We start from the raw sequence: 24,514 nt of genomic DNA, 5'->3' as shown, positions 1-24,514 counted from the left end.
TGCGGTATCCCTCCGGTTCGCCCGGAGGCCGCGAGGTCCGGAACGGCCTCCCGGAGTCGATCATGCTCGTCCGACACGCCTCGACCGGCTGGCTCGCGGTGCTCCTTTGCGGGATCCCCTGCCTGGCCGGCGACGGGGTCCGGCTCAATCAGATTCAGGTCATCGGCACGCACAATTCCTATCACGTCGCTCCGGCCCCGAGCATCTCCGGCCTGATCGGGGCGGCGAGCCAGACCGCGGCCGATGCCCTGGACTATACTCACCGTCCCCTACCCGAGCAGTTCTCGGACCTCGGGATCCGCCAGATCGAGCTCGACCTCTTCGCCGACCCCCGCGGAGGCCACTATGCCGAGCCGACCGCCCGGAAGATCCTCAAGGGGCTCGGCAAGGATCCCGGACCCGACCCCGACGAGGGTGGGAAGCTCCAGAAGCCGGGCCTGAAGATCTTCCACGTCCAGGACGTCGACTACCGATCCACCGTGTCCACCTTCGCCGATGCCCTCCTCCAGGTCCGGGACTGGTCGAACGACCACCCCCGGCACGTCCCGATCCTGGTCCTGATCGAGACCAAGGACGACCCGATCCCGGCCCTCCCCACTCGCCCGATCCCTTTCGGCCTGGAGGAGTTGGAGTCCATCGACGGGGAAATCCGCGCCATCTTCGAGCCCTCCCGACTCCTGACCCCCGACGATCTCCGGGGAGATCACGCCAGCCTCCTCGAAGCCATCCAGGCCCGAGGCTGGCCCGAACTCGACGAGGTCCGTGGCAAGGTCTACTTCGCGCTCGACGACGAAGGGGCCCTCCGGGATCGCTATCTCGACGGCCATCCCGCACTCCAAGGCCGGGTCCTCTTCGTCTCCGTCGAGCCCGACCATCCCGCCGCCGCCTGGATGAAGGTCAACGACCCGGTCCGCGACTTCGACCGGATCCAAAGGCTCGTACAGCAAGGATTTCTGGTCCGGACCCGGGCCGATGCCGACACCCAGGAGTCCCGCAAGAACGACCCATCCCGGCGCGAGAAGGCCCTGGCCAGCGGCGCCCAGTTCGTCAGCACCGACTTTCCCGAGCCCCGCCTCGAACTGTCCCCGTATCAGGTCCGCCTCCCCGCCCGGGCGGCCGCCAGGCCCAACCCCGTCCTCGACTTGCCGGACGGACTCCCCGCCGACCTGGAATCGCCCGAGGTCGTGAGCCCCCCAAGTTCCATCAAAGCCCCCTGATCCTGGCGATCAAACTCCCCGCTTCTCCGGTCTAACCGATTGACAGCCGCCCCCGAGGACGCTACTTTTAGTTTCTCCGAGCGGTAAGGGCAGGTAGCTCAGTTGGTAGAGCACGCGACTGAAAATCGCGGTGTCGGGAGTTCAACTCTCCCCCTGCCCACTCAATTCATGTCGTTTCGCCGTAAGCTATTACGCTTACCCCCGACAATCGAGAGTACGGACCGGATCTCGATCCGACGTCCATCCGATCGACCGGCTGCGGGCTTTCCGGAGATCGCTCAATTCAAGTTATCGAACCCGATGCCCAGCGTGGCCGCGGCCCGGAAGTCGTACGGGCACTGGCCCGAGAAGGCTACTCCCACCTCGTGCTCGTCGCCGATCCTGACCACCTTCGCCGAGACCCATCGGGTCGGGATCGGGTCGGCTAGCCGAATCCAGACCGGGCGACCGAGCGGGACTGGATCTTCGGCGACAATGCCAACCCCACCCTGGCTGATGTCCCGGAGGTGGAATCGGGCGGCCCGAAAGTCGGGCCCTTCGGCCCACTCCAGCTCCCCCTGGCTCTCGCGGGCCGGGTGTCGGGTCGTGCGGCGTCGTTCGGTCGTCATGAGTTGGTCGACTTCAACAGGGCGATGGTCAGGCGTGACTGCTCCTCGTCCGTCAACTTGCCGCTCTTTTGCAGCGTCTCCAGGTACTCGGCGACGAGTTCTCGCTTGACCCTGGAATCGACGTGCCGGGCGATCACCTGAGCGTGCCTTTCGAGCCACTGATAGACAGCCATGGGCCGTGTCGTCCCTTGAGAAGTCGCGGGGGCATGGAGCCTTCCCCGAATGGGGCACAAGCCGAATCTACAACATCACCCCGGCCAACCGGGACTCCTGGCCCATCATTTTCTTCGGACGGATTCGGGAGATCCGCGGGCAATCGGGGGTCGCGAAGCCCCCACCCGTCGGCTTCCTCCGGGATCCGGCCGATATCCCGGTCTTCGCCCGGATCCGTCCGCCCCATTTGCCCGTCAATTGCAACGCGATGGGCCCCCCGGTAGGATGCGTCTCGCGGGGGAGATCAGCGGGGCCGGGAACCGAGGAAGGGTCCTTCATGAAGCGACTACCAATCGGCCCGCTCTACTACGAGTTCAGCCGCCACCACGAGCCCCGGCTTCGGATCGAGTCGGGCGAGACCGTGCTGGTCGCCAGCGAGGATGCGCTTTCGGGGCAGATCCGGAGCGACTCCGACCGTCGCGACAAGGTCAAGATGCCGTTCAGCAACCCGCTGACGGGCCCGATCGCGGTCGAGGGGGCGAGCCCCGGCGATGTCCTGGCCGTGACGATCGCCGAGATCCGTCCGACCCTCGGTCAGTGCGCCACCCGGACCGCCGACCCCGGGCCGCTCTGCGAGTGGCTGGGGGCCGACTGCCCGCACGGGACCCACGTCTCGCCGATCCGCGACGGCCTGATCCACTGGAGCGACCTGATCACGATCCCGTACTCGCCGATGCTCGGCTGCATCGGCACGGCCCCCGCCTGGGGAGTCCCCTCGACCGCCCCGGCCGGGCCTCACGGCGGGAACATGGATATCGTGGAGACCCGCCCCGGGAACACGATCTCCCTGCCGGTCTTCTGCCCCGATGGGCTCCTCTACCTGGGGGACGCCCACGCCGCCATGGGCCACGGCGAGCTCTCGGCCACCGGCCTGGAGATGCCCGCCGAGACCACGATCACGGTCGAGCTGATCAAGCAGAAGCCCCTGGCCTGGCCCCGGATCGAGTCGCCCGAGGAGATCATGACGGTCGTCAGCGGCTGCCCGATGGAGCGGTCGATGGCCCGGGCCTTCGCCGAGCTGATCCTCTGGATGGAGCGTGACCACGGCTGGGATCGCTGGCGGGCCTACGACCTCCTGACCCACGTCGCGCGGACCTCGGTGGGCTACTACGGAATCGGCACGGTGGCCGTGAAGGTCGAGAAGCGTTACCTGGCGGGTCGCTGAGTCACTGCTCGGCCCAGGGTCGGCCGGGCGGCATGGGCGCGGGCTGCTTCCATCGCCAGGTCGGTTGATAGGCGACGTTCAGGTAAGGCGTCTCGACCCGGACCCCGCCCCGGCTGAGCGACTGGAGCAGGGCGTCCAGCGTCCCGCTGGTCAGGAGCGTCCGCTCGACCGGCCAGGTGGGCACTCCGGTCAGCATCATCTTCTCGATGCCGTCCAGGAGCAGGCTGAAGTGGCCCGCAGGACGGGCCTCCTGGGTCTCGAATCGGGTCGACTCGACCCTCCGATCGTCACGGTAACGCCAGGCTCCCGACCAGGTGCCGATCGCCCCGTTCAGCTCCACCATGGCCGCCTTGAGACCGTCCTGATACTCGATCATCATCAGCTTGGGCTCGGGGACGGCCTTGCGATTGAGCGTTTCTCCATGCTCGAAGCCGAGGGCCCGCCCCAGGGCGGACTGGAAAAGTTCGGGGTCGATCTTCTTGGCGTCGATCGCCTTCCAGGCCTCGTCCCCGGCCAGGCATTGCACGGCCCGGACGCCGGTCTCGCCCCCTCGACGCTGCTCGGCGAGCGCCTGGAGGACTTCCAGCCCATGAAACCCGTAAGCGTCGGTCGTCCCATAGGTCAGCATGACGATCTCATCGATCGGGGCATCGCGATCGACGTCGGCCGCCGGGCGTCGCCAGGTTCCCGGGACCGACGAGCCGGCCATCAGGGGGACCTTCAGCTCGCGGGCCTCGTCGTAGATCGCCCTGGCATCGGCCCAGTTGTCGGACAGGTGCTTGTCGATGAAGACGGGCACGCCTCGCCCGCTGTGGCGGAAGACGCGGGCCGTCTCGTCCCAGAATCTTCGCTTGGGATACTGGTGATTGCCCGTGCTCGAGAACGGATAGTCGCCATGCTCGGCCACCAGGAGGACCCCCTCGACGGCCAGCTTGCCGGTCCCGAGGGTCAGCGCCTCGCCGATGGTGGGCTCGATCGGGAACCGCTGCGAGGCGGCTAGCAGTCGACTGATGTCGTTCTCGGGCTTCTGGTCGGTGTAGAGCGCCGCGAGCTTCAGGGGGGATTCTTCCCCCTTGCCGTCGAGCGTGTCGGTCAGCAGGAGTCGGCTGACGATCACGTCGGCGTGCGAGTTGTGCCGGTACTCGGTCACCGCGGCGGCCACCCGACGAGTGGGGGGGTCGTCGGCCCGGATGGGGCCGACCGCCGCGATCGAGAACAGCAGCAAGGCCAGGGACCTTTTCATTTCGCCTCCGGTTTCGCGGGCTGGGTAGCGTTGAGGAGGTAGGCCAGGAGGTCCAGCAGTTGCTCCTTCTCCAGGACGTCCACCATCCCCAGCGGCATGTTCGAGAGGTCGGATCGGCGGCGCTCCAGGATCTTAGCCTTCTCGACCGCCACCGGGTCTCCCGAGGAAGGGGGGCGGAGGACCACAACCTTATCGTCCTCACGCTCGATCTTGCCCGAGACGACCGTCCCGTCCTCGGTCTCGATCAGGTGGTTGGCATATTCATCGGCGATGACCTTCGAGGGGAGGAGGACCGACTCCAGGAGTTCGAGGCGACCGAGCCGGCCGGCAACCCCCGCGAGGTCGGGGCCGACGCTCCCGCCTTCCCCCTCGGCCCGGTGGCACTGGAGGCAGCCGACCTCGCGGAATGTCTTCCGCCCGGACTCGATCGACCGGCCGGACGGGAGCGTGTCGATCGAAGCGGCCAGATCCTCCACCTTCCAGGCCCGGACGAAGGGCCGTTCGGGCTTGAGCCCGGCGATCCACTCTCGGATCATCCCGACGGCCTTCTCGTCCACCCGATTCGAGACCAGCGGCGGCATCTGGCCCCGACCCCTCGTCGAGAGTCGATGGACCAGGACCGACCGATCGGGCTCGCCGGGGGCGACCAGCATCGCGTTGGCGATCCCGAAGGTGTCGTGCTGGGGCCTGGCCCCGATCAGGTTCGTCTTCTCGCGAGGCGTGCCGAAATTCAGCTCCATCTTGGCGTTCCCGCCCCCCGCCTCGACGTGGCAGGACGAGCAGTTCACATACAGATACGTCCTGGCTCGACGTTCGAGGTCGGCCGAGCCGTCGGCCGGGTCCGCCAGGCGTTCGAGGTCCTGCGGGGGCTTCGACAAGGCCGACTCGAAGAAACCGATGTGGTCGAGTGTCCGGAGTTGGTTGTCGGCGGTCCCGCCGTAGTCGTGGTCCCGGTTCAGTTGCAGGCCCGACACGCCCAGGACGAAATTCGCCGCCCGGCTGTGGCAGGCCATGCACTCGGACCGGCTGGGGATCCGCCATTTCCGGTCGACCCCGCCGGGGCCGGGGGGCAACGCGAGATCCTCGCCGTCGATGGCCACCAGGGTGGCGTCGGTCTGCTCGGCATTCCATCGGTAGGAATAGCCGGCCCATTCCCCTTGCTGGCGGAGGAGGACCCGCGTCTCGATCCTCCGTCCCGACGGTTCCTGTCCCGCCTTGTCGCCCAGGGTGAGCGTCTGGACCAGGGCGGTCCCGTCGGGGAATCTCCAGGTGGACCCGGCCTCGAAGCCGACCTTCTCCGACCCGGGGACCGCCATGAAGTGATCCGCCCGGGCACCGTCGGTCCAGCCGGGTGCGATCACCGAGTAGGGGATGACCCCGGCGTCGGGCTGCTGGTCGGCGGCCGATCGGAACAGCCCGGTCTCGCTGAGGAGGGTCGGGAACGGCGGAGCCTCCTTCCGGGGAGGAAGGGGCACGATCCGGTAGATCCCGCTCCCGTAGTCGGCGACGAGGAGTTCGCCGTGATGGTCGACCCGGAAGGCCGCGATCTGGAGCGACGTGTCGGCCAGCTCGCGATGCCAGAGGGGCTTCTGGCCGTCGTGCTTCATCCCCCAGATCCGCCCGCTCGAATAGTCGCCGTAGATGTACACGCCATCCAGGTCGGGGTGCTTGTCCCCTCGATAGACAACGCCCCCGGTCAGCGATCGGAAGAGGGCGTGGGGGTGCTCGATGGTGGGAGGGACGTGGGGGGTCGGGCCTCGTCGGCGTTCGAGGTAGAACGGGTGCCCTCCTTCGTAGACGCTCCAGCCGTAATTTTCGCCCCGACGGATCAAGTAGGCCTGCTCCCAGAGATCCTGGCCGTTGTTGCCAACCCAGATTTGCCCGGATTTGAGATCGGCGGACATCCGCCAGGGGTTCCGCAGGCCATAGGCCCAGATCTCGGGACGGGCCCCGGGGGTGTCGACGAATGGGTTGTCGCGCGGGACGGCGTAGGGTCGCCCCCCTTCGCGATGTTCGACGTCGATCCGGAGGACGCCGCCGAGGAGGTCATTCAGCGTCTGGCCCGAGTCCCAGAGGTCGGAGTCGCTGGTCCCGTCCCCCGAGGTGATGTAGAGCATCCGATCGGTGCCGAAGGCCATGTCGCCGCCGTCGTGCCCGCCCGACTTCCACTCGATGATGACCTCGGCCGAGTCGGGGTTGATCCCCCGAGGGGCCTGCCGGTCCACGGTGTATCGTGTGATCCGGTTCATCCGATCCGGGAGCGGCTTCGGGCCGTTGCTGAAGATGTACACGAATCCGTTGGTGGCGTAGTCGGGGTGGAAGCAGGCCGAGTAGACCTGCTGCTCCGCGAGGTCCAGGAGCGTTTCGGCCCGGTCGGCACCGAAATCGTCCTTCACCCGGACGATCCGCATGATCTTGTCGTCGACCGACTGGATCACCCAGAGGGAGTCCGTCCCCGGCTCGTCGGCGATGTAGATCGGGTTCTTCGATTCGAGCTTGGTGAAGACCTTCTCGACGGTGAAGGGCAGGGGGGGCTCGGGCGATCCCGCCAGCCGCGAGGCCGTCCAGGGGACCCGGGCCTTGAGGCCGAACGGCTCGTCCGCCCGGGCCGAGGGAACTCCGATGATCGCCAGGAGGAGCGAGGCGACGAGGACCCGATCAATCACGCGGTTGATATTCGACTTGAGCCACGCCATAGACGAGGAACTCCGGGAGGGCGAAGCGAACGCGGCCATCGACGAACTCGGCATCGAGCGTCGTCGGAGCATCCTGCTCGGGGCTGACAAATCGAACCGATCGGAATTTCGCCCCGTCGGGGAGCAACAGGTCGGCCTTCACCCCGGTGGAGGGCAGGGGGCGTTCGTCCCGGATCCCCGTGCCGGGGCTGGGCCGGCGATCCGCGCCGGGCGGGGGCTCGATCCGGTCGTAATTCACGAAGTGGAGGTCGATCTCGCCCGAGGTCCCGGCCGGTCGACTGGCGGCAACCCGGACCGTGAACGGGGCCTCGAACCGGCTCCGACGATCCGAGAGCCCCGCGACCGCCGCATCGAGCGGGTCCGAGGTCCGGACGACGCTGGGGTAGCCCGCCGCCCGATCGTCGGGGAACTGATCGTCGGGCCAGACATCGAACAGGACGTGGGCCTCCAGGAGCGCACGCCCGAGCTTGCGGAACGACTCCACGGCCGCGACCTCCCCCCGATGGACGCTGGTCCGGGGGAACAGCAGCGCGACCTCGGCGTGGGGTCGATTCCCATGATAGATCCGGTCGTTCTCTCGCAGGAAGCCATAGTAGCGGACGATCTCGGCCCGTGCCTCGGGATCGGTGAAGTTGGTGTAGAAGCCCATCGGGGCGCCGCCGTTGGCGGCCAGTTCGGCGATGGCCGACCGGATCCTCGTGGCCTCGTACTTGCCCAGGGTGAACGGGCGGTCGCCGAAGGCCCCCCGGATGTAGCGCGCCTGCAAGGTCCCGTCGCCGAGGTATCGCTCCTTGAGGTCGGTGTAGCACGCCGAGCCCCCGGTGCTGTACCAGAGATACGACTCGTCCCGACCCCAGAGATCGGCGGGAAGGAGGCAACGCTCGTCGCCGTCGACCTGCGAGAAGTCGCCCAGGTGGTTCCACTGGGCGACGATCAGGTCGGGCTTGATCGACCGGCCGTACTTCACGAAGACCTCGTCGAACGCCTCCTTGTTCGAGACCTGCGAGAACCGGAGCATCTCCAGCCGGAGGGGCGTCGTTTCCGCGGGGGGGTGCCAGGAGACGATCTCCGCGAATCGATGGGTCGCCAGGTCCTCGATCCCGAATCGGTCGCGCAGCTCCTTGGCATCGAACCGTTTGGAAAGATAGGCCCGGAAGGCGGCCTGGCAGTGCTCGCAGAGGCAGTCGTGCCGGTAGAAGTAGTTGGCGATGAACCCGTCGAGCCCTCGGCGGATCCCCAGCCGGACCCAGGCCTTGAGGACCTCTCGCCAGGCGGGATTCCGGAGGCAGGCCCAGTATTCGTCCATGCCGCCGATCGCGTAGGTCCGGTTCTTGATCGGCTGGCCCTGGGCGTCCTTCTCCAGGAAACTCAGGGGGTCGGCGACGGGTTTCGGCCCGAGGGCCTTCGCATCCCAGAGGTCGCGGTAGAATTTGAAAAAGCCGCGAGGGCCTTCGGGACCATCCGGGTCGCCGACCAGAAACTCGACGTTGAAGTGCCCGACGACCTTGACCCCTCGGTCGTGGAGCTTGCCGTTGAGCCCCTCGAACCAGGCCCCCAGCTCGTCCAGCCCCCGGACCGGGAAGTGCGAGGGGTAGCCGTCGAACTGCGGGGTGTGGCCTAGGCTCCAGAAGTGGCCCCCGTAGAAGCCGACCTGGGCGACCTCGGGCCGGGCCTCCTCGATGAATTTCAGATAATCCGGCGTCCCGTAATCCGTCCAGTGGGCCACCATCCGAGTGAACTCGAACCGGGGAGGATCCGCCGACCGGGCACTCCCGCCCAGGCCGAGCAAACCCACGATGGCGACGCCCCAGGAAATCTGGAACGCCCGAGGGCATGACCTCAGTTGGATCGGAGGGAACATGAGGGCCTCCCGGCCGTTCGCCGTCCCGGATCGTACTCGAATTCGGACACCGATCTATCGCGAGGCAGGGACCGACTGAGGGACGGATGGAGACCGTCGAGGGCGGAAGTGGCTCGGACCGGCGAGAGCGGGCCGACCTTGAGAGATGGGGGGCCGGATGAGCGGGGCACCATCCCACGATCTGCCGGGCCAACGAAGACAGACTAACGGACCGGAGATCGCTCCGCAATCCATCCCGTCCGATCATCCTCGGCGGCTCCGGGCACCCTTGCCCACCTCGCGGGACGCCGATAGAGTCGTCTCACCACCAGACATCCTCATGCCAAAACCCCGACCTTGACGAGTCCCTGTTCATGAATGACGCCGGACGAGAAGCCTCGAAGGAACACGGGCCCTGGCGGGCGATCCTCCTGGGTGCGATGGCCGGTGGGATGGGTTGGGGCATTCGCGGGCAGTACGGACACGAGACCGGCGCGATGATCGCCGGGGTCCTGATCGGCTTCGCGATGGTCCTGCTGTTCCTCCCCCGAGCCTCCTCGCTCCGGGGAGCCCGCGCAGTCGCCCTCACGGCCATCGGGATCGCGTTCGGCGGGTCGATGACCTACGGCCAGACGATCGGGCTGACCAAGGACCCGACGATCGTCGGCAACTGGGCGGCCCTCCGATGGGGCCTGCTGGGGCTCGCGATCAAGGGCGGGATCTGGTTCGGGTTCGCCGGGGCCTTCCTCGGGATCGGCGTGGGCGGGAAGCGCTGGCGGCCCGTGGAGTTCCTTCTCCTGCTGGCGACGATGATGGGCCTGATCGTCCTGGGGATTCGGTTCATCAATCGGCCGTTCGACCCGGCGAACCGGATCTTGCCGCCGATCTATTTCTCCGCCGACTGGTACTGGCAGCCGAATGCCTCGATCAAGCCGAGGCCCGAACTCTGGGGCGGCCTCGTGCTCGCCCTGGCCGGGCTGGTCGCGTACGCCCAGTGGGTCCGTCGCGATGGGCTGGCGCGGAATATGGCCGTGGTGGGATTCCTCGCGGGCGGCCTCGGATTTCCCCTGGGCGAGTGCATCCAGGCGTTTCATGCCTGGAATCGGCCGCTGTTCGCGTCGGGCATCCTCCACGCCATCGAGCCCTATATCAACTGGTGGAACATGATGGAGACCGCCTTCGGGGCGATCGGCGGCGGCGGTCTGGGGCTCGGCCTCTGGTGGAACCGCCATCGGATCGCGGGAGGCCCCGAGCCGGATGTGGTCTCGATCGCGCCCGCGTGGGAACTCGCGATGATCGCGGCGCATCTCACGTTGCTGGTCGGGGCCGAGTTCGGGCTGATCCCGGGCGTGTCGATGTTCCTGGAGTTCGGCCCGATCATGGCGCTGATCGCCCTGCCGGGGGTCGCGGGCGGTCGCTACTGGCCCTATCTGTTCGCCCTGCCGATCATCGCGGTGCCGATCGCGGGCAAGACGCTCATGAATCTCTCCTACAAGGAAGGCCTGATCCCGCCCCCGGTCGGATGGGTCGTCCTGGTGGCGATCCCACTCTCGCTGATGCTGGTGGCCGCGCTCCGGCTGGCGAAGCAGGGCCAGACGGGACAGCCCGCCGCCCGGTTGGCCTCGGTTGGGCTGCTGACCACCACCTGGGTCTACTTCTCGCTCAACTTCGCGTTCTTCCACCTGCCATGGCCGTGGGCCGGGTGGACTCCACGGACGCCCAATGCCGTCATCTTCCTGGCCTGCGCCCTGGGCCTGACGGCAGCGGCCCTGGGCTTGGGAGCCACCGGACGCTGGGGGCGGATCGACGACTCCCTTCCCTCATGAATTCCGAAGGGCCGATGGGATGGATCGGCCGCCCTGGGTCATCAAACCGGGTCCTTCGGCGGGCCGGGGTCGGCGTTCTTCTTGATCCGATCGCAGGCGGCCCGGGCCTGATCGCGAACCTCGGCGTTGGGGTCTTCGGAGAACCGCTCCAGTGCGGTCAATGCCTCTTTGGCCCTTGAGCCGGCGAGGCCCAGGTATTTGATCGCCAGCAATCGGACGGCGACCTGTTCATGATCCAGGAGCTTGACCAGTTCGGGGAGCGAGGCCGGATCCGGGCCGGTCCGCTCGAAGGGCCGGAGGAGGCGGTCGACCGACCGGGCGTTCTCCTTGCGTGCCGCCATCAGGATGATGTCGGGGACGAGGATGACCCCCGAGGGCCCGAGCTTGGCGATGGCCCGGGAGGCCGCCCGACGGACCTCGGTCTTGTCGTCGCGGAGGGCCCGTGCGAGGGGGGAACGGAGCAGTTGGGCGTCAAGCTCCAGGCTACCGATGGCCGAGACGGCCGCCTCGCGGACCTCGACCTGATCGTCGTTCATCAGCGAGACCAGGGGGTCAAACGCCGGCTGGGCCGACTTCCCGAATCGCCCGAGGCTCTGCGCGGCGATGGTCCGGATCTTCGGAGACGGGTCGCTCAACAAGGCGGCGAGGGCCGGGGTGGCCTCGACCGCCGCCTGCCCGTGACTCTCCACGAATTGCGCCGCGGCCAATCGGACCTCCGGGTCCGCGACTCCCAACTGGCCGATGATCGGTCCCAGGGCCTTGCGACCCATCGGTCCTAGGGCCCGAAGCGCGCCGATCGCCCGCGTCCTGACCTTCGCGTCCGGGTCGTCGAGCCGCGCCATCAGGTCATCGAGGAGGCGATCATCCTTCGGTGCGGCCTGGAAAAGGACCTCGATCGCCCGGGCGCGATTCCCCGGCGATTTGTCCTCCAGCAAGGCTCGGACGGCCGGGACGGATTCGGTGGCCCGGGTCCCGAGATGGCCGATCGCGGTCAGGAAGGCCGCGCGGACTTCAGGATCGGGGTCGGACAGACCCACCGTCAACCGCTTCGCGAGGCCCGGGGCCAACGGTCGAATCTGCCCCAGGGCCAAGGCGGCTCCCTGGCGGACCCGAGATTCCGGCGCCTCGATCGATCGAGAGAGCAGTTCGATGGCCGGTCGGCCGATCTGGGCCAGAGCCCCGGAGATCGGCTCGACCCGACTCCCCTCGCTTCGGAGAGCCTCCAAAAGCCGAGGAGCGGCCTCCAGCCCCGACTTGCCGAGCAGGAACGCGGCGTGCCGCGCGATCCCTTCGTTCGGGGACGCCAGGAGCGTTTCCAGCTCCGGGACCATCTGGGGCAAGAGGGTCCGGTGTCCGACCAGCAGGCCGACGACCGCCAGCCGGACCCGATCGTCCTCATGTTCGAGGTTCTCTCGGAGCACGGGCCTCAGGACTTCGTCGGGCATGGTCGTCCTTGCCAGCGATCGGATCGCCGCCGCCCGGACCTCCGGGTGCTCATCCCGGGCCAACTCCAGGAGGGCCGACCTAGCCCGGTCGTCCGGCTCGCTCAAGAACCCGAGACCCTCGACTGCCTTCTCGCGAACGATCAGATCTTGATCTTTCGAGGAAGCAAGGAGCGGTTCGATCGCGGCCGGGCCGATCGCGCCGAGTGCCAGCGAGGTCTCGCGACGGACACGTTCGCTCTCATCTCCGAACAAGGGGAAGAGGTCGGGCACGGCCGGAGCCGCATCGAATCCGATCCGCCCCAGGGCCATCACGACTTCCGCCCGGACGTCCTGTTTCCTCTCCCCTAGCAAGCCGCGCAACGCCTCGACCGCGGGCTTACCAATGGCCCCCAGGGCCAGGGCCGATCGGTAATCCTGGTGGGTTTCCTCCTGCCGCCCTCCGCCGTAGCTCGTCTTCAAGGTATGAACCAGCGCGGGGATGGCCGGCTCGGCGTCGGGGCCGAGCATGGTCACGGCGTCGAGCGTGGCGAGGCGAACCTGGCCGTCCTTCTCGCTCATCAGGATCTCGATCAAGGCCGGGAGCGCCGCGAGCTGGACGTCCTTGCCGGCCAGCCGGACCTTGTTGGCCGAGTCGCGACGCACCGCAACTTCCTTGCTTTTCAAACCTTCGATCGGCGAGCCGTCCCGGGCCGGGGCCGGTCGAGCGATCGACCCCAGGAGGATCATCACGAGGAGCATCGAGGTTCGGCCGGGGTTCGTCACGGACTTCGCTCCGCTTACGCCAGGAGTCCCGGCAAGGTTTCGGTGCTGTCGCCGAAGCGGTCGACCGGCATGCCGGCCTGCTGGAGCATCGCCAGGAGGAGATTCGACATCGGCGTCTCGGGGCGGTACTTCAGGTATTGCCCCGACCGCATCGTCCCGCCCCCCTTGCCGACCACGATGACCGGCAGGTTGACGTGGTTGTGCAGGTCGCCGTCGCTGATCCCGCTCCCGTAGAGGATCATGGAGTTGTCCAGGAGCGTCGAACCGTCCGCCTCTTCCACGCCCATCATCTGCTCGACCATGTAGCCGAGGATCGAGATGTGGTAGCGGTCGATCTCGCGGATCTTCCGGTTCTTCTCCTCCTTGCCCTGGTGGTGCGAGAGTTCGTGGTGCCCGTCGGTGAAGCCCAGCCAGGGGTAATTCCGGTCGGTCGCTTCCTTGGTCACCATGAAGCTGGAGGCCCGGGTGCTGTCGGTCTGGAAGGCCAGGACCATCAGGTCGCACATCAAGCGGAGATGCTCGTCGAAGTCCTCGGGGATGCCCGAGGGCCTCTCGTATCCATCGCCGGGCAGCGTCACCGAGGCCGTGACATTCTGGATCCGCCGCTCGACCTCGCGGACGCCCGTCAGGTACTGGTCCAGCTTCCGCTGGTCGGCCTTGGCCACGCGACCCTTCAGCCGGTTGGCGTCGTCCAGGACGTAGTCGAGCATGCTCTTCCGATAATAATCGCGGTCGGCCACGGTCGAGCGGGTGAGTCGGGTGCTCCCCTGGGTGAACAGGCGGTCGAAGACCAGCTTGGGGTTCATCTCATAGGGGGCGGGCGAGGTCGCCGTCCGCCACGAGATGTGGGTCTTGTAGGCCCCGCTGTAGCCGAAGGCGTTGCCGGATCGGGCCGATTCGCAGCCCAGTTCAAGGCTCGGGAACCGGGTCTGGTCGCCGACATGCCGGGCGTAGAGCTGGTCGGCCGAGATCCCAACCCGGACGGCGTCCTGAGTCTGGGCGGCCTGGGCCCCGGTCAGGAAGCTGGCGGCCCCCTGGCCGTGCCCGCACCCTTCGGAGTCGCCGTTCACGAGCGCGGTGTTGTGCGTCAAGCCGTGGAAGCAGTTCAGATAATCTCGGGCGAAGGAGAGTGGCTGGAGGGTCTCGGGCAGGTCGACCAGCGGCCCCGGCTCCTTGGGGAACCAGCTCGCCAGGTTCACGCCATTGGGGACGTACCAGTAGCACATCCGAACCGGGGGCGCGGACGACTTCGCGACCGCCCCGGCCACGGCCGGCAGGCTCTCCATCCACGGGAGCGCGAGGGCGGCACCCAATCCACGGAGCAGGGTTCGGCGGGTCGTCATGTCGTCTCGCTCCTCAAAAGGAAGGCGGGGAGGGAAGGCGAGGAGGAATCGGGCGGTGGTCTTCCCCGATGTTATCGGGAAACTCCACGATACTGGAAGGCTCGACTTTCCACGATCCCGAAGAGGATATTGCGGATCCGGTAATCATCGGCGACAAGTCGGGCCCGGATGTCCTCCACCGTGCAAGAATCGTAAGGTTCCAGGCCCCGGCCCAGGGCATAGGTCAGCATATTCTCGATCAGGGTCCGGGCGAACTTCCGGGATTCGGAGGAGCCCAGGAGACGCTTCAACTCCCCAATATCCGAGAACTTGCGCCCCCCGACCAGTTCCCCGGCGGGTTCGATCGGGAACGCACCGTCCCTGGTCCTCCATCGGCCCACGGCGTCGTAATTCTCCAGGGCGAAGCCCAGAGGGTCCATCTGCTGATGGCAGGAGGCACACTGGGGATTCGACCGGTGGGCTTCCATCCGCTCGCGGAGCGAGGCCGCCTCGGCGGCCTGGGCGCTCTCGTCGAGCTTGGCGACATCGGGCGGGGGGGGCGGCGGGGGTGTCCCCAGGAGTTGCTGCAAGATCCACTGGCCACGCTTGACCGGCGAGGTCCGGTTCGGGTTGGACGTGAGGGTCAGGATGCTCGCCTGAGACAGGATGCCCCCACGATTCCGACTGGCCAGGGTTACCCGTCGGAAATCGTCCCCCTCGACCCCTTCGATCCCGTAATGCTTCGCCAGGGCCGCGTTGACGTAAGTGTAGTCGGAGTCCAGGAAATCGAGGATGCTCCGATTCTCCTTCAGGATCGAGGCGAAGTAATGCTCGGTCTCCCCGCGCATGGCCTCTCGGAGCGAGTCGTCGAAGCTCGGGTAGAGGTCGCGGTCGGGGGTCACACCGCCCAACCTCCGGAGCTGCAGCCACTGGCCGGCGAAATTCTCGACGAACTGACCCGATCGGGGGTCGTCCAGCATCCGGGCCACCTGGGCCCGGAGGTGGTCCCGAAGCGTCCCTTCGCGGGCCTCGCGGAACAGCTCCTCGTCCGGCATGCTGCTCCAGAGGAAATACGAAAGTCGGCTGGCCAGCTCGAACTCGGTCAGGGGGCGGTCCTCGGCCGAGTCCTCGGGCTCGACCAGGAACAGGAACCGAGGCGAGGCGAGGATCGTCGTCAGGGCGACCTGGATGCACCGCTCGAAGCTCTCGCCCCGGTCGTAGGCGATCCGGAAGATCCGGAAGACCCGATCCAATTCCTCCTCCGAGACCGGTCGCCGGAAGGCCCGCTCGGCGAATCGGGCGATCACCTTCCGGGCCGCCTCGAACCGCGACTCGTCGCCGAACCCCGGCTCGACGAACAGGATGGACCGGTGCGATTCGGGGAGCGAATCGTCCGGGATCGAGACCGGCCCGTGGACCACCATCGAGTCGACGTGGAGACCTCGATCCCCCTCGTAACGCTGGTCGCCGCTCACGTTCGCCGCCACCGCCTGGGGCTTGACGTTGGGGCCGTCCTCCTGGCCGGGGGCCAGCGAGACGTGGACCTGATCATCCCCCTCGGCGACCGAGAGCCAGTACCGATAGACGACCGTCTCGTCCTGGACGCGGACGGCATCGACGGTCCTCCGGTCCTTGCCGAAGCCGATGACCAACCTCGGAGGGGCGACCGATTCCGCGATCCCGACCCGGACCAGGCTGAAATCGGCCAGATACCGGCCCGGTTTCAGGTTGTGCTTGAACTCGACCGCCTTGGTCGGGGGCAGCGGGTAAGTGACCAGGCCGATCAACTCGATGGGCGGGAATCCCTCGGCATCGGGCGGGATGATCGACCGATCGAGAGCGATCTCGGCGGCATCGAGGTACTTCTCGACGAGGATCGGCGAGATGTTCAGGGCCGAGCCGACGTTGTCGAAGCCGAACCCAATATCATCCGGGGGGAAGGCGTCGGCCAGGCGAAGGTCCACCCCCAGGAGGTCGCGGATCGTGTTATTGTACTCCTGGCGATTCAGCCGGCGGATCACCACGGGGGCCGATCCGGCCTGCTTCCCGCACTGGGCGGCCACGAAGTCGTTCTCGATCCAGCCGACCAGCACGTCCCGCTCTTTCTTCGAGGGCTGGTCCATGTCCGCCGGGGGCATGATGTGCCCCTCCAGCGCATCCAGGACGCGGGGCCAGGTCTTGCCGTCCTCGACGGCCGCCGCCTGATCCGGGAAGCGATCGAGGACGATCCCGGCCTCGGCATCTTCGGTCGAGTGGCAATCGACGCAGTAACGCTCCAGGAGGGGGAGGACCTGCGTCCGGAAGGCGTCGGGCCGAGCCGGTTCCTGGGCGAAGGCCGGAGCAATACCCATCGCCAGGAAGGCGACGATCCGGGCGATCACCGATCGCAACCTGAGCATTATCATCGTTTCGCCACGATCCTCGACCATAACTCGGGAACCCCTCAGGGGAATCAGGCGGCAATTCCGGGGCCTCCGGCCCTCCCGAATCACTATTTGACCCGACTCGCCACGATTCGTCCAAGAAATTGTGAACATCCGGGAAGGGTGCATCCGGAACGAAGGCATCCGAAATCCTTTCGCGCACCCCTCCCGGATCACGGCTGCATCGCGCCGGAGGAGCGGATACCATCGGCGGGATTGAACCCCCGACACTCGACCGCGAGCCCGAGTCCCGTGATCCGGATCCGCGTGATGTCCACCGGCGACCTGGCCCTCGGGCTGAGCCTCAAGCAGGAGGCCGGGTGGAACCAGACCGAGGCCGACTGGGCCCGCTTCCACGCGATGCAGCCCGACGGCTGCTTCGTCGGCGAGTTCGGGGGGCGAGCCGTCGCCACCCTCACCACCTGCCTGTTCGGGCCGGTGGCCTGGATCGCCATGGTCCTGGTCCGTCAAGCCTACCGGGGCCGGGGGATCGGCCGGGCCTTGATGGACCACGCGCTCGATTTCCTCGATGACCGGGGCGTCCGGTCCGTCCGACTCGACGCAACCCCTCTGGGTCAAGTGCTCTACGAGCGCCTCAGGTTCGTCGGGGAATACCCGCTGGCTCGCTGGTCCGGCGTCCCAGAAGCCCCCGATGTGCCTCAATCGCCCCGACGTTTCGACCCGGCGTACCTGGACCGGATCGAGCAGCTCGACCGATCGGTCACCGGGACCGACCGGGGGCGATTCCTCCGGGGCCTGGCCGAGGAGTTCCCGGAGGCCGTCCGTGTCGGGGGCCTCGGCGACGAGGTGGACGGCTTCCTGATGGGGCGGCCGGGTTCCAACGCCTGGCAGATCGGACCCTGCATCGCCCAGAATGGGGCGGGGTCGATCCTCCTGGCCGATGCCCTCGGGCGGCTCCGAGGCCGTCCGGTCCTCGTCGACATCCCGTCCGACAACTCCGAGGCCAGCGCCCTGGCCCGGGCGAGCGGGTTGATTGTCCAGCGCCCGTTCTTGAGGATGTGCCGAGGGGAGAAGGTCGCCGATGAGCCGTCGCGAATCTGGGCCAGCTCCGGCCCGGAGATGGGTTGATCCGCGTTATCGAGGAGGAATCAGGCCATGCCAGAAGACCCCAGGAACGTCGCGACGATCCGGGACGTCGCGCATCTCGATGACCTGCTGAGCACGCCCGACGAGGACGTGATCGAGGCCCTCGGGAGGGTGGAAGGCGACATCCTCGTGCTCGGCGTCTCGGGCAAGATGGGGCCGACCCTGGCCCGGATGGCCCTTCGAGGCTCGGAGCTGGCCGGGGTCCGACGGCGGGTCTTCGGCGTGGCCCGATTCTCGGATGAGGCGGCCGAGTCATCGCTCCTCGAGCATGGCATCGAAACGATCCGCTGCGACCTGCTCGACCCGGTCGCGCTCGACCGCCTTCCCGACGCCCCCAACGTCATCTTCATGGCGGGCATGAAGTTCGGCTCGACCGGACGCGAAGGGATGACCTGGGCGATCAACACCCACCTCCCCGGGCTGGTGGCCCGGAGATTCGCGAAGAGCCGGATCGTGGCGTTCTCGACCGGCAACATCTACGGCCTCACGCCCGTCGCTCGCGGCGGCTCGAAGGAGTCCGACACGCCGTCCCCCCAGGGCGAGTACGCCATGAGCTGCCTGGGCCGCGAGCGGATCTTCGAGTACTTTTCCGTCTCGATGGGCATCCCGACCGCCCTGATCCGGCTCAACTACGCCACCGAGATGCGGTACGGAGTCCTGGTCGACCTGGCCCGGAAGGTCCAGGCGGGGGAACCGGTGGACCTCGCGATGGGCTACCTCAATGCCATCTGGCAGGGGGACGCCTCGGCCCAGACCCTGAGGGCCCTGGAGCACGTTGAAAGCCCGGCCTGCTTCCTGAACGTGAGCGGACCCGAAACCCTGTCGGTCCGGGAGGTCGCCGGGCGATTCGGCGAGCTCTTCGACAAGCCGGTGACGTTCCGGGGCCAGGAAGCCCCCGAGGCCCTGTTGAGCGACACTTCGAAGGCCCGTGGGCTGTTCGGCCCGCCTCGGGTCGGCGTCGATCGTGTCATCGAGTGGACGGCCGACTGGCTCGGTCGGGGAGGCCCGACTTCGGGCAAGCCCACGCGTTTCGAGGTGATCGACGGTCGGTTCTGAATCCGGAAACTCGAAGAGGGACCGTTCTCCATGCCGCTCCCGCCCCCGATCGATGCCGCCCTCCGGCAAGGGCTGGCGATCCCCGCGATGCCGCTGGCTTTGACGAGCGGCCGGAAGCTCGACGAGCGTCGGCAGCGGGCACTCTGCCGATACTATGCCGCCGCCGGCGCCGGGGGCCTGGCGGTGGCCGTCCACACCACGCAGTTCGCCATCCGGGCGTCGGAACACGGGCTGCTCGCCCCGGTCCTGACCCTGGCCGCCGAGGAGCTGGACCGCGCCGACGGTTCCAGGGGCACCCCCCTGATGAGGGTCGCCGGGCTCTGCGGGGCGACCCGGCAGGCCGTCACCGAGGCCGAACTGGCGCGCGAGCTCGGCTACCATGCGGGGCTTCTCAGCCTGGCGGCCTGGTCGGGCGCGGGGGATCGGGACAGGCTCGACCATTGCCGGGCGGTCGCCGAGGTCCTCCCGCTGGTCGGCTTCTACCTCCAGGAGGCCGTGGGCGGCCCCCGCCTCTCGCATGGCTTCTGGCGGGAGTTCGCGAGCATCGAACGGGTCGTCGCGATCAAGATCGCCCCGTTCGACCGGTATCGGACCCTGGACGTCGTCCGAGCCGTGGCGGAATCGGGCCGGGAGGATATCGCCCTTTACACCGGCAACGATGATAACATCGTGCTCGACCTGCTGACGCCCTATCGACTGACGGTGGGCGGAAGGCCGATCGAGCGTCGGATCGTGGGCGGACTCCTGGGGCATTGGTCGGTCTGGACGCGCAAGGCGGTCGAGCTGCTGGCGGAGTGCCTGGAGGCGACGGAGGGAGACCGGCCGGTCCCGGTCGATTTGCTCCGGAAGGCCGTCGAGGTCACCGACGCCAACGCGGCCTTCTTCGACGCGGCCAACGGCTTCGCCGGTTGCATCGCCGGGCTTCACGAGGTCCTCCGGCGACAGGGCCTGCTCGAAGGGCTCTGGACGCTCGACCCCGACGAGGGGCTTGGCCCCGGCCAGCTCGCGGAGATCGATCGGATCTATGCCGCCTATCCTCATCTGAACGACGACGATTTCGTGGCCGCACATCTGGACGAATGGATGGCGAGTTGAAGAACCGAACCCGACTCGATCGAGGGTATCCCTGATGGATCTCCAGCTGGCCAGCCAAGTCGCGGTGGTGGTGGGCGGGGCTCGCGGCCTCGGCCATGCGATCGCCCGCGCGTTCCTGGACGAAGGGGCCGACGTCGCGATCGTCGACCGCGACCCGGACGCGCCCGAGATCGCCCGGGAGTTCGCGGACGATGCGCGGGGCAGGGCCCTCGGGCTGGTCGCCGATGTCACGGACTTCGATGCGATCCGAGGCGTGGCCGATGACGTCTCGCGAGCTTTCGCCCGTTGCGATCATGTCGTCTTCGCTGCGGCGGTGGGCTCGGGCAAATTCGGCTTCCCGTTCTGGAAGCTCGATCCGGGCGACTGGGACCGCGTTCTCCGGGTCAACCTGGTCGGGGCGGCGAACGTGGCCCACGCCTTCGCCCCCGGCCTGGCGGAGGCGCAATCGGGCACGATCCTCTTCATCGCGTCGGTCGCGGGCCAGATCGGGTCGCAGACCGACCCCCCCTACAGCGCCTCGAAGGCCGGCCTGATCAACTTCGCCCAGTGCGCGGCCAAGGATCTCGCCCCGTTCGGCGTGCGGGTCAACGCCCTCTGCCCGGGGATGGTCAAGACCGCCCTGAACCGTGCCGTCTACGAGTCCTGGGCGTCGAGGCTGGCCCCCAACCCGGCTCCGAGCTACGACGAATGGGCGACGGAGAAGATCCGCGCCCTGGTCCCCCTGGGTCGTTGGCAAACTCCGGAAGACATCGCGGCGATGGCGGTCTTCCTGGCCTCGGGGAAGGCGGCGAATGTCACCGGGCAGACGATCAACGTGGATGGCGGTTACGTGATGCACTCGTAGGGGTCTACCAATGGCTGGACGATTGGAAGGTAAGGTCGCCTTGATCACCGGGGCGGCCTCGGGGATCGGGCTGTCGACCGCCGAGGTCTTCGTGCGCGAGGGGGCGAGCGTCGTCCTGTTCGACAATCAGTCCGATCCCCTCGAAACCCTGGCAAGACGACTTCAGGGGGAAGGCCATCGGGCCGAGGCCGTCGCGGGCGACGTGACGCGGACCGAGGACGTGCGCCGGGCGGTCAATCGGGCCGTCGAGAGGTTCGGGCGGCTCGATACGTTGTTCGCCAATGCCGGGATCGGCCATTCCAGCGACCTGCTCGAAACCTCCGACGACGACTGGGACCGTGTGATGGGTGTCAACGGCAAGGGGGTCTTCATCTGCGCCCGCGAGTCGGTCCGGCAGATGCTCGCCCAGCAGCCGAACGGGGGGTCGGTCATCATCAACGGCTCGATCTCGGGGCTGGCCGGGATCCCCAAGCAGGCCCCTTACGCCCCCAGCAAGGGGGCGGTCGTGGAGATGACCCGACAACTGGCCGTCGAGTACGCCACGCGCGGGATCCGGGTCAACTGCGTCTGCCCGGGGACCATCGACACGCCTGTCCTGCGCAAGAGCATGGCGATGTCGGGCGACCCGGACGGATTCCTGAAGATGCTGATCGACGGCCACCCGATCGGTCGGATCGGCCGAGCCGAGGAAATCGCGACGGTCGTCGCCTTCCTGGCCTCCGACGGGGCCAGCTTCATGACCGGGGCCATCGTGCCCGTGGACGGCGGGTACACCGCCCGCTAGGGCAATCCCGGGGAAGAACCTGCCATGATATTCTGGGCGACACTCCTGAGTTCCGTCCTCGCGACGGGTCTCGGGCAGGACGGCGACGAGACCCTCATTAAGATCGACGCGGGGCGGGTCCTCCATCGGGTCTCGCCGCTCCTCTACGGCGCGTGCATCGAGGATGTGAATCACGAGATCTACGGCGGCCTGTACAGCCAGATGATCTTCGGCGAGAGCTTCCAGGAGCCCCCGAAGGATCGGCCCTTGATTGGGTTTACGACCTATGGAGGTCGCTGGACCACGAACGACGGGACGCTGGACGCCGGGCCCGGGGACGGGCCGAAGCTGATCGTCGATGGGCCGCCCTTCGCCTCGGGAACCGTGGGGGTGGAGATCCGGTTTCCCAACGCGCAGGGCGGCAATGCCGGTCTCATCGTGAAGGTGGACAACCCCGGTCCGGGGGCCGACATGTTCACCGGCTATGAGGTCTCGCTGGAAACCGCCGGGAGGCTGGTACTCGGCCGTCACCGCCAGAACTGGGAGCCGCTCCGCGACGTGCCCTGCGAAGTGCCGGTCGGCCGATGGATCAAGCTCGAAGTCCGGATGGAGGGGCCCAAGCTCGAGGTCCTGATCGACGACCGGAGCATGCTGACCTTCGAAGATACCGAGCACCCGCTCCTCACGGGTCTGGTCGGTCTCCGGACCTGGCGACGCCCGGCAAGCTACAGGAATCTTCACATCACGACCGGGGACTTTGCCCGGTCGCTCCCCTTCAAAATCCAACCGGGGAACGCCCTCGGAGATCAGATCAGTGGGATGTGGGGGCCGGTGCAGGGGGGCTCGGCCCGGGGCGAGTCGGCCATCGATACGCGTAACCCGTTCGCGGGCCGCCAGGGCCAAAAGCTGACCTTCTTCGAGGGGGAAGGGGTCATCGGCATCGAGAACCGGGGCCTGAATCACTGGGGGCTGAACCTCGTCGAAGGCCGCCCTTACGAGGGCTATCTCTGGGCCAGGGCCGAGAAGCCCACGAGAGTCACCGTGGGGTTGGAGGGCGGGGATGGTCGACGGATCCTGGCCGAGACGCGGTTTGAGGTCCTCGCGGGGGATTGGACGCGTCACGAATTCAAGCTGACCCCCAATGGCTCCGAATCGTCCGGGCGATTCGCCATCAAGCTCGAGGAGCCCGGCTCGATCACGCTCGGCCACGCCTTCCTCCAGCCGGGCGAATGGGGCCGGTACAAGGGTCTTCCCGACCGCAAGGACGTCGTCCAGGGGCTCATCGACCAGGGGGTGACGATCCTCCGCTACGGGGGTTCGATGGTCAATCATCCCGAATATCGCTGGAAGAGGATGATCGGGCCGCGCGACCGCCGACCGCCGACCGCGGGGTGGTGGTACCCCTACTCCAGCAACGGCTGGGGGATCTTCGACTTCCTGAACCTCTGCGAGGCGGCCGGGTTCGTCGGGATCCCCGCGATCCACATGGGAGAGTCGCCGCGGGACATGGCCGACTTCGTGGAGTACGCCAATGGCCCGGCCGACAGCGAGTGGGGCCGCAAGCGGGTCGAGGACGGCCACCCCGAGCCGTATCGACTCGAGCAGGTCGAACTCGGCAATGAGGAGGCCGTCAACGAAGCCTACTGGGAGAAGTTCCGGCCGATGGCCGAGGCCATGTGGGCGAAAGACCCGAACCTGATCCTGATCGTCGGCGACTTCGCATATAACAAGGTCATCGACGACCCCGACCACTTCGAGGGGGGCGTCGCGGTGAACTCCCTGGCCGCCCACCGGAAGATCCTCGAACTGGCCAGGGCTCGCGGCCGGGAAGTCTGGTTCGACATCCACGTCAGCACCAACCAGCCCCCCGAGCCGAATGGCCTGCTGGCCGAGCGGAGCTACATCGAGCAACTCGGCAAGCTCGCCCCCGGGGCACGCTACAAGGTGACCATCTTCGAATATAACTCGGGCAACCATTCCATGAAGCGGGCCCTCTCCAACGCGCTGGCGACGAACGAGGTGGAACGGGTCGGCGACCTCCTGCCGATCGCCTGCTCGGCTAACTGCCTCCAGCCCGACGGGCAGAACGACAACGGGTGGGATCAGGGCCTGCTGTTCCTCGACCCGTCGAAGGTCTGGCTCCAGCCGCCGGGTTACGTGACGCGGATGACCCGTCGCCACTTCCGGCCGATGCTAGTCCACTCCGAAATCCGGGGCCACGCCGAGAAGCTCAGCGTCAACGTCAAGCGGGGCGAGGACGGCAATGAGCTCGTCCTGCAAGTCGTCAACTGGGCCGACGAGGCTCGGCCGACACGGATCGAGGTGGAAGGCTACATTCCGCCCAGCCTCGTCGCGACCGTCGAGCAGATGTCCGGGCCGCTCGACGGCGCGAACCCCTCCGAAGACACCGGTCGGATCAAGCCCGTGATTTCCAAATGGCGTCACTTCCTGGATCGAGGACCGGCCTCGTTCACCTTCCCGCCCCGTTCGATCACGATCGTGCACTTTCGATGAACGAAAGACCGGCCACTGATCCGAGCCGGGAATTCCCGAGAGATCCGCACCTGAAGATTTCTATCAACAAAGAACTGGACAGTCCCTTGCATGGGGCTATGGGTTGGTATAGAAGAGTTCCGTCACTGGTCGTGCGTCCGGGAGGACAGGTCTAGCTTGGTGCTCTGCACCGGGGCGGCGTTGCGCCGCCCGAGCGTTCGGCTTCTCATGCATCACAACGAAGGCTGTTTCAGGCCCGCTTTCCCCGGGGGACGTACTAGTTCTCCGCCGGGCCTGGAACAACCCCGCCGGTCGGGGTTCCGGCGGAGAACTAGTACGTCCCCCGGGGGCGGGCCAGAGAGCCTTCGATGTCCCAGGTCTCGTAGTAGACGACCT

General features: G+C 67.4%; 17 protein-coding genes and 1 tRNA gene. 10 read left to right on the top strand and 8 right to left on the bottom strand.

Annotated elements, in window-relative coordinates:
* The first annotated feature begins 62 nt into the window (after window positions 1-62).
* A complete protein-coding gene (locus P12x_RS14855) occupies window positions 63-1,217 on the top strand; it encodes a phosphatidylinositol-specific phospholipase C1-like protein (protein ID WP_435005080.1) in 1,155 nt (384 codons plus the stop codon).
* A gap of 87 nt (window positions 1,218-1,304) precedes the next feature.
* Window positions 1,305-1,377, top strand: a tRNA-Phe gene (locus P12x_RS14850).
* A gap of 118 nt (window positions 1,378-1,495) precedes the next feature.
* Here the strand turns inward: P12x_RS14850 and P12x_RS14845 are convergent.
* Both P12x_RS14845 and P12x_RS14840 read right to left on the bottom strand, forming a co-directional pair.
* A complete protein-coding gene (locus tag P12x_RS14845) occupies window positions 1,496-1,825 on the bottom strand; it encodes a PilZ domain-containing protein (RefSeq protein WP_435005079.1) in 330 nt (109 codons plus the stop codon).
* Window positions 1,822-1,998: a hypothetical protein gene (locus P12x_RS14840; RefSeq protein ID WP_435005078.1), complete on the bottom strand. Its 177-nt coding sequence runs from the start codon at window positions 1,996-1,998 to the stop codon at window positions 1,822-1,824. Before P12x_RS14840 ends, P12x_RS14845 begins: the two co-directional genes overlap by 4 nt.
* 317 nt (window positions 1,999-2,315) lie before the next feature.
* Between P12x_RS14840 and P12x_RS14835 the strand changes: the two genes are divergently transcribed.
* On the top strand, window positions 2,316-3,203 hold the full coding sequence (locus P12x_RS14835; protein WP_435005077.1) for an acetamidase/formamidase family protein: 888 nt from the start codon (window positions 2,316-2,318) through the stop codon (window positions 3,201-3,203).
* Between the two features lies 1 nt (window position 3,204).
* Here P12x_RS14835 and P12x_RS14830 read toward each other — a convergent pair whose 3' ends face one another.
* Genes P12x_RS14830 through P12x_RS14820 form a run of 3 tightly spaced genes read right to left on the bottom strand, consistent with a single transcriptional unit; the run spans window position 3,205 to window position 9,003 of the window.
* The gene (locus P12x_RS14830; protein ID WP_435005076.1) at window positions 3,205-4,446 is read right to left on the bottom strand and encodes a hypothetical protein; all 1,242 of its coding nucleotides are present in this window, start codon (window positions 4,444-4,446) and stop codon (window positions 3,205-3,207) included.
* Window positions 4,443-7,142 carry a PQQ-dependent sugar dehydrogenase gene (locus tag P12x_RS14825; RefSeq protein ID WP_435005075.1) on the bottom strand — a complete coding sequence of 900 codons (2,700 nt, stop codon included), beginning with the start codon at window positions 7,140-7,142 and terminating at the stop codon, window positions 4,443-4,445. Before P12x_RS14825 ends, P12x_RS14830 begins: the two co-directional genes overlap by 4 nt.
* Window positions 7,105-9,003 carry a hypothetical protein gene (locus P12x_RS14820; RefSeq protein ID WP_435005074.1) on the bottom strand — a complete coding sequence of 633 codons (1,899 nt, stop codon included), beginning with the start codon at window positions 9,001-9,003 and terminating at the stop codon, window positions 7,105-7,107. The genes P12x_RS14825 and P12x_RS14820 overlap by 38 nt, the downstream gene beginning before the upstream one ends.
* 353 nt (window positions 9,004-9,356) lie before the next feature.
* On the opposite strand from P12x_RS14820, the gene P12x_RS14815 reads away from it, so the two are divergent.
* Complete coding sequence (locus tag P12x_RS14815; protein WP_435005073.1) at window positions 9,357-10,808, top strand: hypothetical protein; 1,452 nt, start codon at window positions 9,357-9,359, stop codon at window positions 10,806-10,808.
* A gap of 41 nt (window positions 10,809-10,849) precedes the next feature.
* Here the strand turns inward: P12x_RS14815 and P12x_RS14810 are convergent, their stop codons facing one another.
* The 3 genes from P12x_RS14810 to P12x_RS14800 all read right to left on the bottom strand — a co-directional run bounded on the left by P12x_RS14810 (window position 10,850) and on the right by P12x_RS14800 (window position 16,736).
* A complete protein-coding gene (locus P12x_RS14810) occupies window positions 10,850-13,015 on the bottom strand; it encodes a HEAT repeat domain-containing protein (protein WP_435005072.1) in 2,166 nt (721 codons plus the stop codon).
* A gap of 14 nt (window positions 13,016-13,029) precedes the next feature.
* Window positions 13,030-14,358, bottom strand: coding sequence for a DUF1552 domain-containing protein (locus tag P12x_RS14805; RefSeq protein WP_435005071.1), 1,329 nt, complete (start codon window positions 14,356-14,358; stop codon window positions 13,030-13,032).
* A 71-nt stretch (window positions 14,359-14,429) separates the two neighbouring features.
* Window positions 14,430-16,736 (bottom strand): DUF1592 domain-containing protein, encoded by a 2,307-nt coding sequence (locus P12x_RS14800; RefSeq protein WP_435005070.1) that lies wholly within the window; start codon window positions 16,734-16,736, stop codon window positions 14,430-14,432.
* Between the two features lie 276 nt (window positions 16,737-17,012).
* On the opposite strand from P12x_RS14800, the gene P12x_RS14795 reads away from it, so the two are divergent.
* Genes P12x_RS14795 through P12x_RS14770 form a run of 6 tightly spaced genes read left to right on the top strand, consistent with a single transcriptional unit; the run spans window position 17,013 to window position 24,139 of the window.
* On the top strand, window positions 17,013-17,849 hold the full coding sequence (locus tag P12x_RS14795) for a GNAT family N-acetyltransferase (protein WP_435005069.1): 837 nt from the start codon (window positions 17,013-17,015) through the stop codon (window positions 17,847-17,849).
* 27 nt (window positions 17,850-17,876) lie between these two features.
* On the top strand, window positions 17,877-18,923 hold the full coding sequence (locus P12x_RS14790; protein ID WP_435005068.1) for an NAD-dependent epimerase/dehydratase family protein: 1,047 nt from the start codon (window positions 17,877-17,879) through the stop codon (window positions 18,921-18,923).
* A gap of 30 nt (window positions 18,924-18,953) precedes the next feature.
* The gene (locus P12x_RS14785; protein ID WP_435005067.1) at window positions 18,954-20,018 is read left to right on the top strand and encodes a dihydrodipicolinate synthase family protein; all 1,065 of its coding nucleotides are present in this window, start codon (window positions 18,954-18,956) and stop codon (window positions 20,016-20,018) included.
* Between the two features lie 34 nt (window positions 20,019-20,052).
* Complete coding sequence (locus tag P12x_RS14780; RefSeq protein ID WP_435005066.1) at window positions 20,053-20,862, top strand: SDR family NAD(P)-dependent oxidoreductase; 810 nt, start codon at window positions 20,053-20,055, stop codon at window positions 20,860-20,862.
* Window positions 20,863-20,872: 10 nt separating this feature from the next.
* The gene (locus P12x_RS14775; protein ID WP_435005065.1) at window positions 20,873-21,646 is read left to right on the top strand and encodes an SDR family NAD(P)-dependent oxidoreductase; all 774 of its coding nucleotides are present in this window, start codon (window positions 20,873-20,875) and stop codon (window positions 21,644-21,646) included.
* Window positions 21,647-21,670: 24 nt separating this feature from the next.
* Window positions 21,671-24,139: a family 16 glycoside hydrolase gene (locus tag P12x_RS14770; RefSeq protein ID WP_435005064.1), complete on the top strand. Its 2,469-nt coding sequence runs from the start codon at window positions 21,671-21,673 to the stop codon at window positions 24,137-24,139.
* The last annotated feature ends 375 nt before the right edge of the window (window positions 24,140-24,514 follow it).

Source organism: Tundrisphaera lichenicola, from assembly GCF_051175385.1.
Taxonomy (GTDB): Bacteria; Planctomycetota; Planctomycetia; order Isosphaerales; family Isosphaeraceae; genus Tundrisphaera; species Tundrisphaera lichenicola.
This window is presented reverse-complemented; position numbering and strand designations above follow the sequence as displayed.

Coding starts and splice junctions, on each gene's coding strand:
- P12x_RS14820 (WP_435005074.1), bottom strand. CDS start 9,003: ATGTTCCCTCCGATCCAACTGAGGTCATGCCCTCGGGCGTTCCAGATT.
- P12x_RS14845 (WP_435005079.1), bottom strand. CDS start 1,825: ATGACGACCGAACGACGCCGCACGACCCGACACCCGGCCCGCGAGAGC.
- P12x_RS14785 (WP_435005067.1), top strand. CDS start 18,954: ATGCCGCTCCCGCCCCCGATCGATGCCGCCCTCCGGCAAGGGCTGGCG.
- P12x_RS14835 (WP_435005077.1), top strand. CDS start 2,316: ATGAAGCGACTACCAATCGGCCCGCTCTACTACGAGTTCAGCCGCCAC.
- P12x_RS14780 (WP_435005066.1), top strand. CDS start 20,053: ATGGATCTCCAGCTGGCCAGCCAAGTCGCGGTGGTGGTGGGCGGGGCT.
- P12x_RS14825 (WP_435005075.1), bottom strand. CDS start 7,142: ATGGCGTGGCTCAAGTCGAATATCAACCGCGTGATTGATCGGGTCCTC.
- P12x_RS14855 (WP_435005080.1), top strand. CDS start 63: ATGCTCGTCCGACACGCCTCGACCGGCTGGCTCGCGGTGCTCCTTTGC.
- P12x_RS14790 (WP_435005068.1), top strand. CDS start 17,877: ATGCCAGAAGACCCCAGGAACGTCGCGACGATCCGGGACGTCGCGCAT.
- P12x_RS14830 (WP_435005076.1), bottom strand. CDS start 4,446: ATGAAAAGGTCCCTGGCCTTGCTGCTGTTCTCGATCGCGGCGGTCGGC.
- P12x_RS14775 (WP_435005065.1), top strand. CDS start 20,873: ATGGCTGGACGATTGGAAGGTAAGGTCGCCTTGATCACCGGGGCGGCC.
- P12x_RS14840 (WP_435005078.1), bottom strand. CDS start 1,998: ATGGCTGTCTATCAGTGGCTCGAAAGGCACGCTCAGGTGATCGCCCGG.
- P12x_RS14800 (WP_435005070.1), bottom strand. CDS start 16,736: ATGCTCAGGTTGCGATCGGTGATCGCCCGGATCGTCGCCTTCCTGGCG.
- P12x_RS14815 (WP_435005073.1), top strand. CDS start 9,357: ATGAATGACGCCGGACGAGAAGCCTCGAAGGAACACGGGCCCTGGCGG.
- P12x_RS14805 (WP_435005071.1), bottom strand. CDS start 14,358: ATGACGACCCGCCGAACCCTGCTCCGTGGATTGGGTGCCGCCCTCGCG.
- P12x_RS14770 (WP_435005064.1), top strand. CDS start 21,671: ATGATATTCTGGGCGACACTCCTGAGTTCCGTCCTCGCGACGGGTCTC.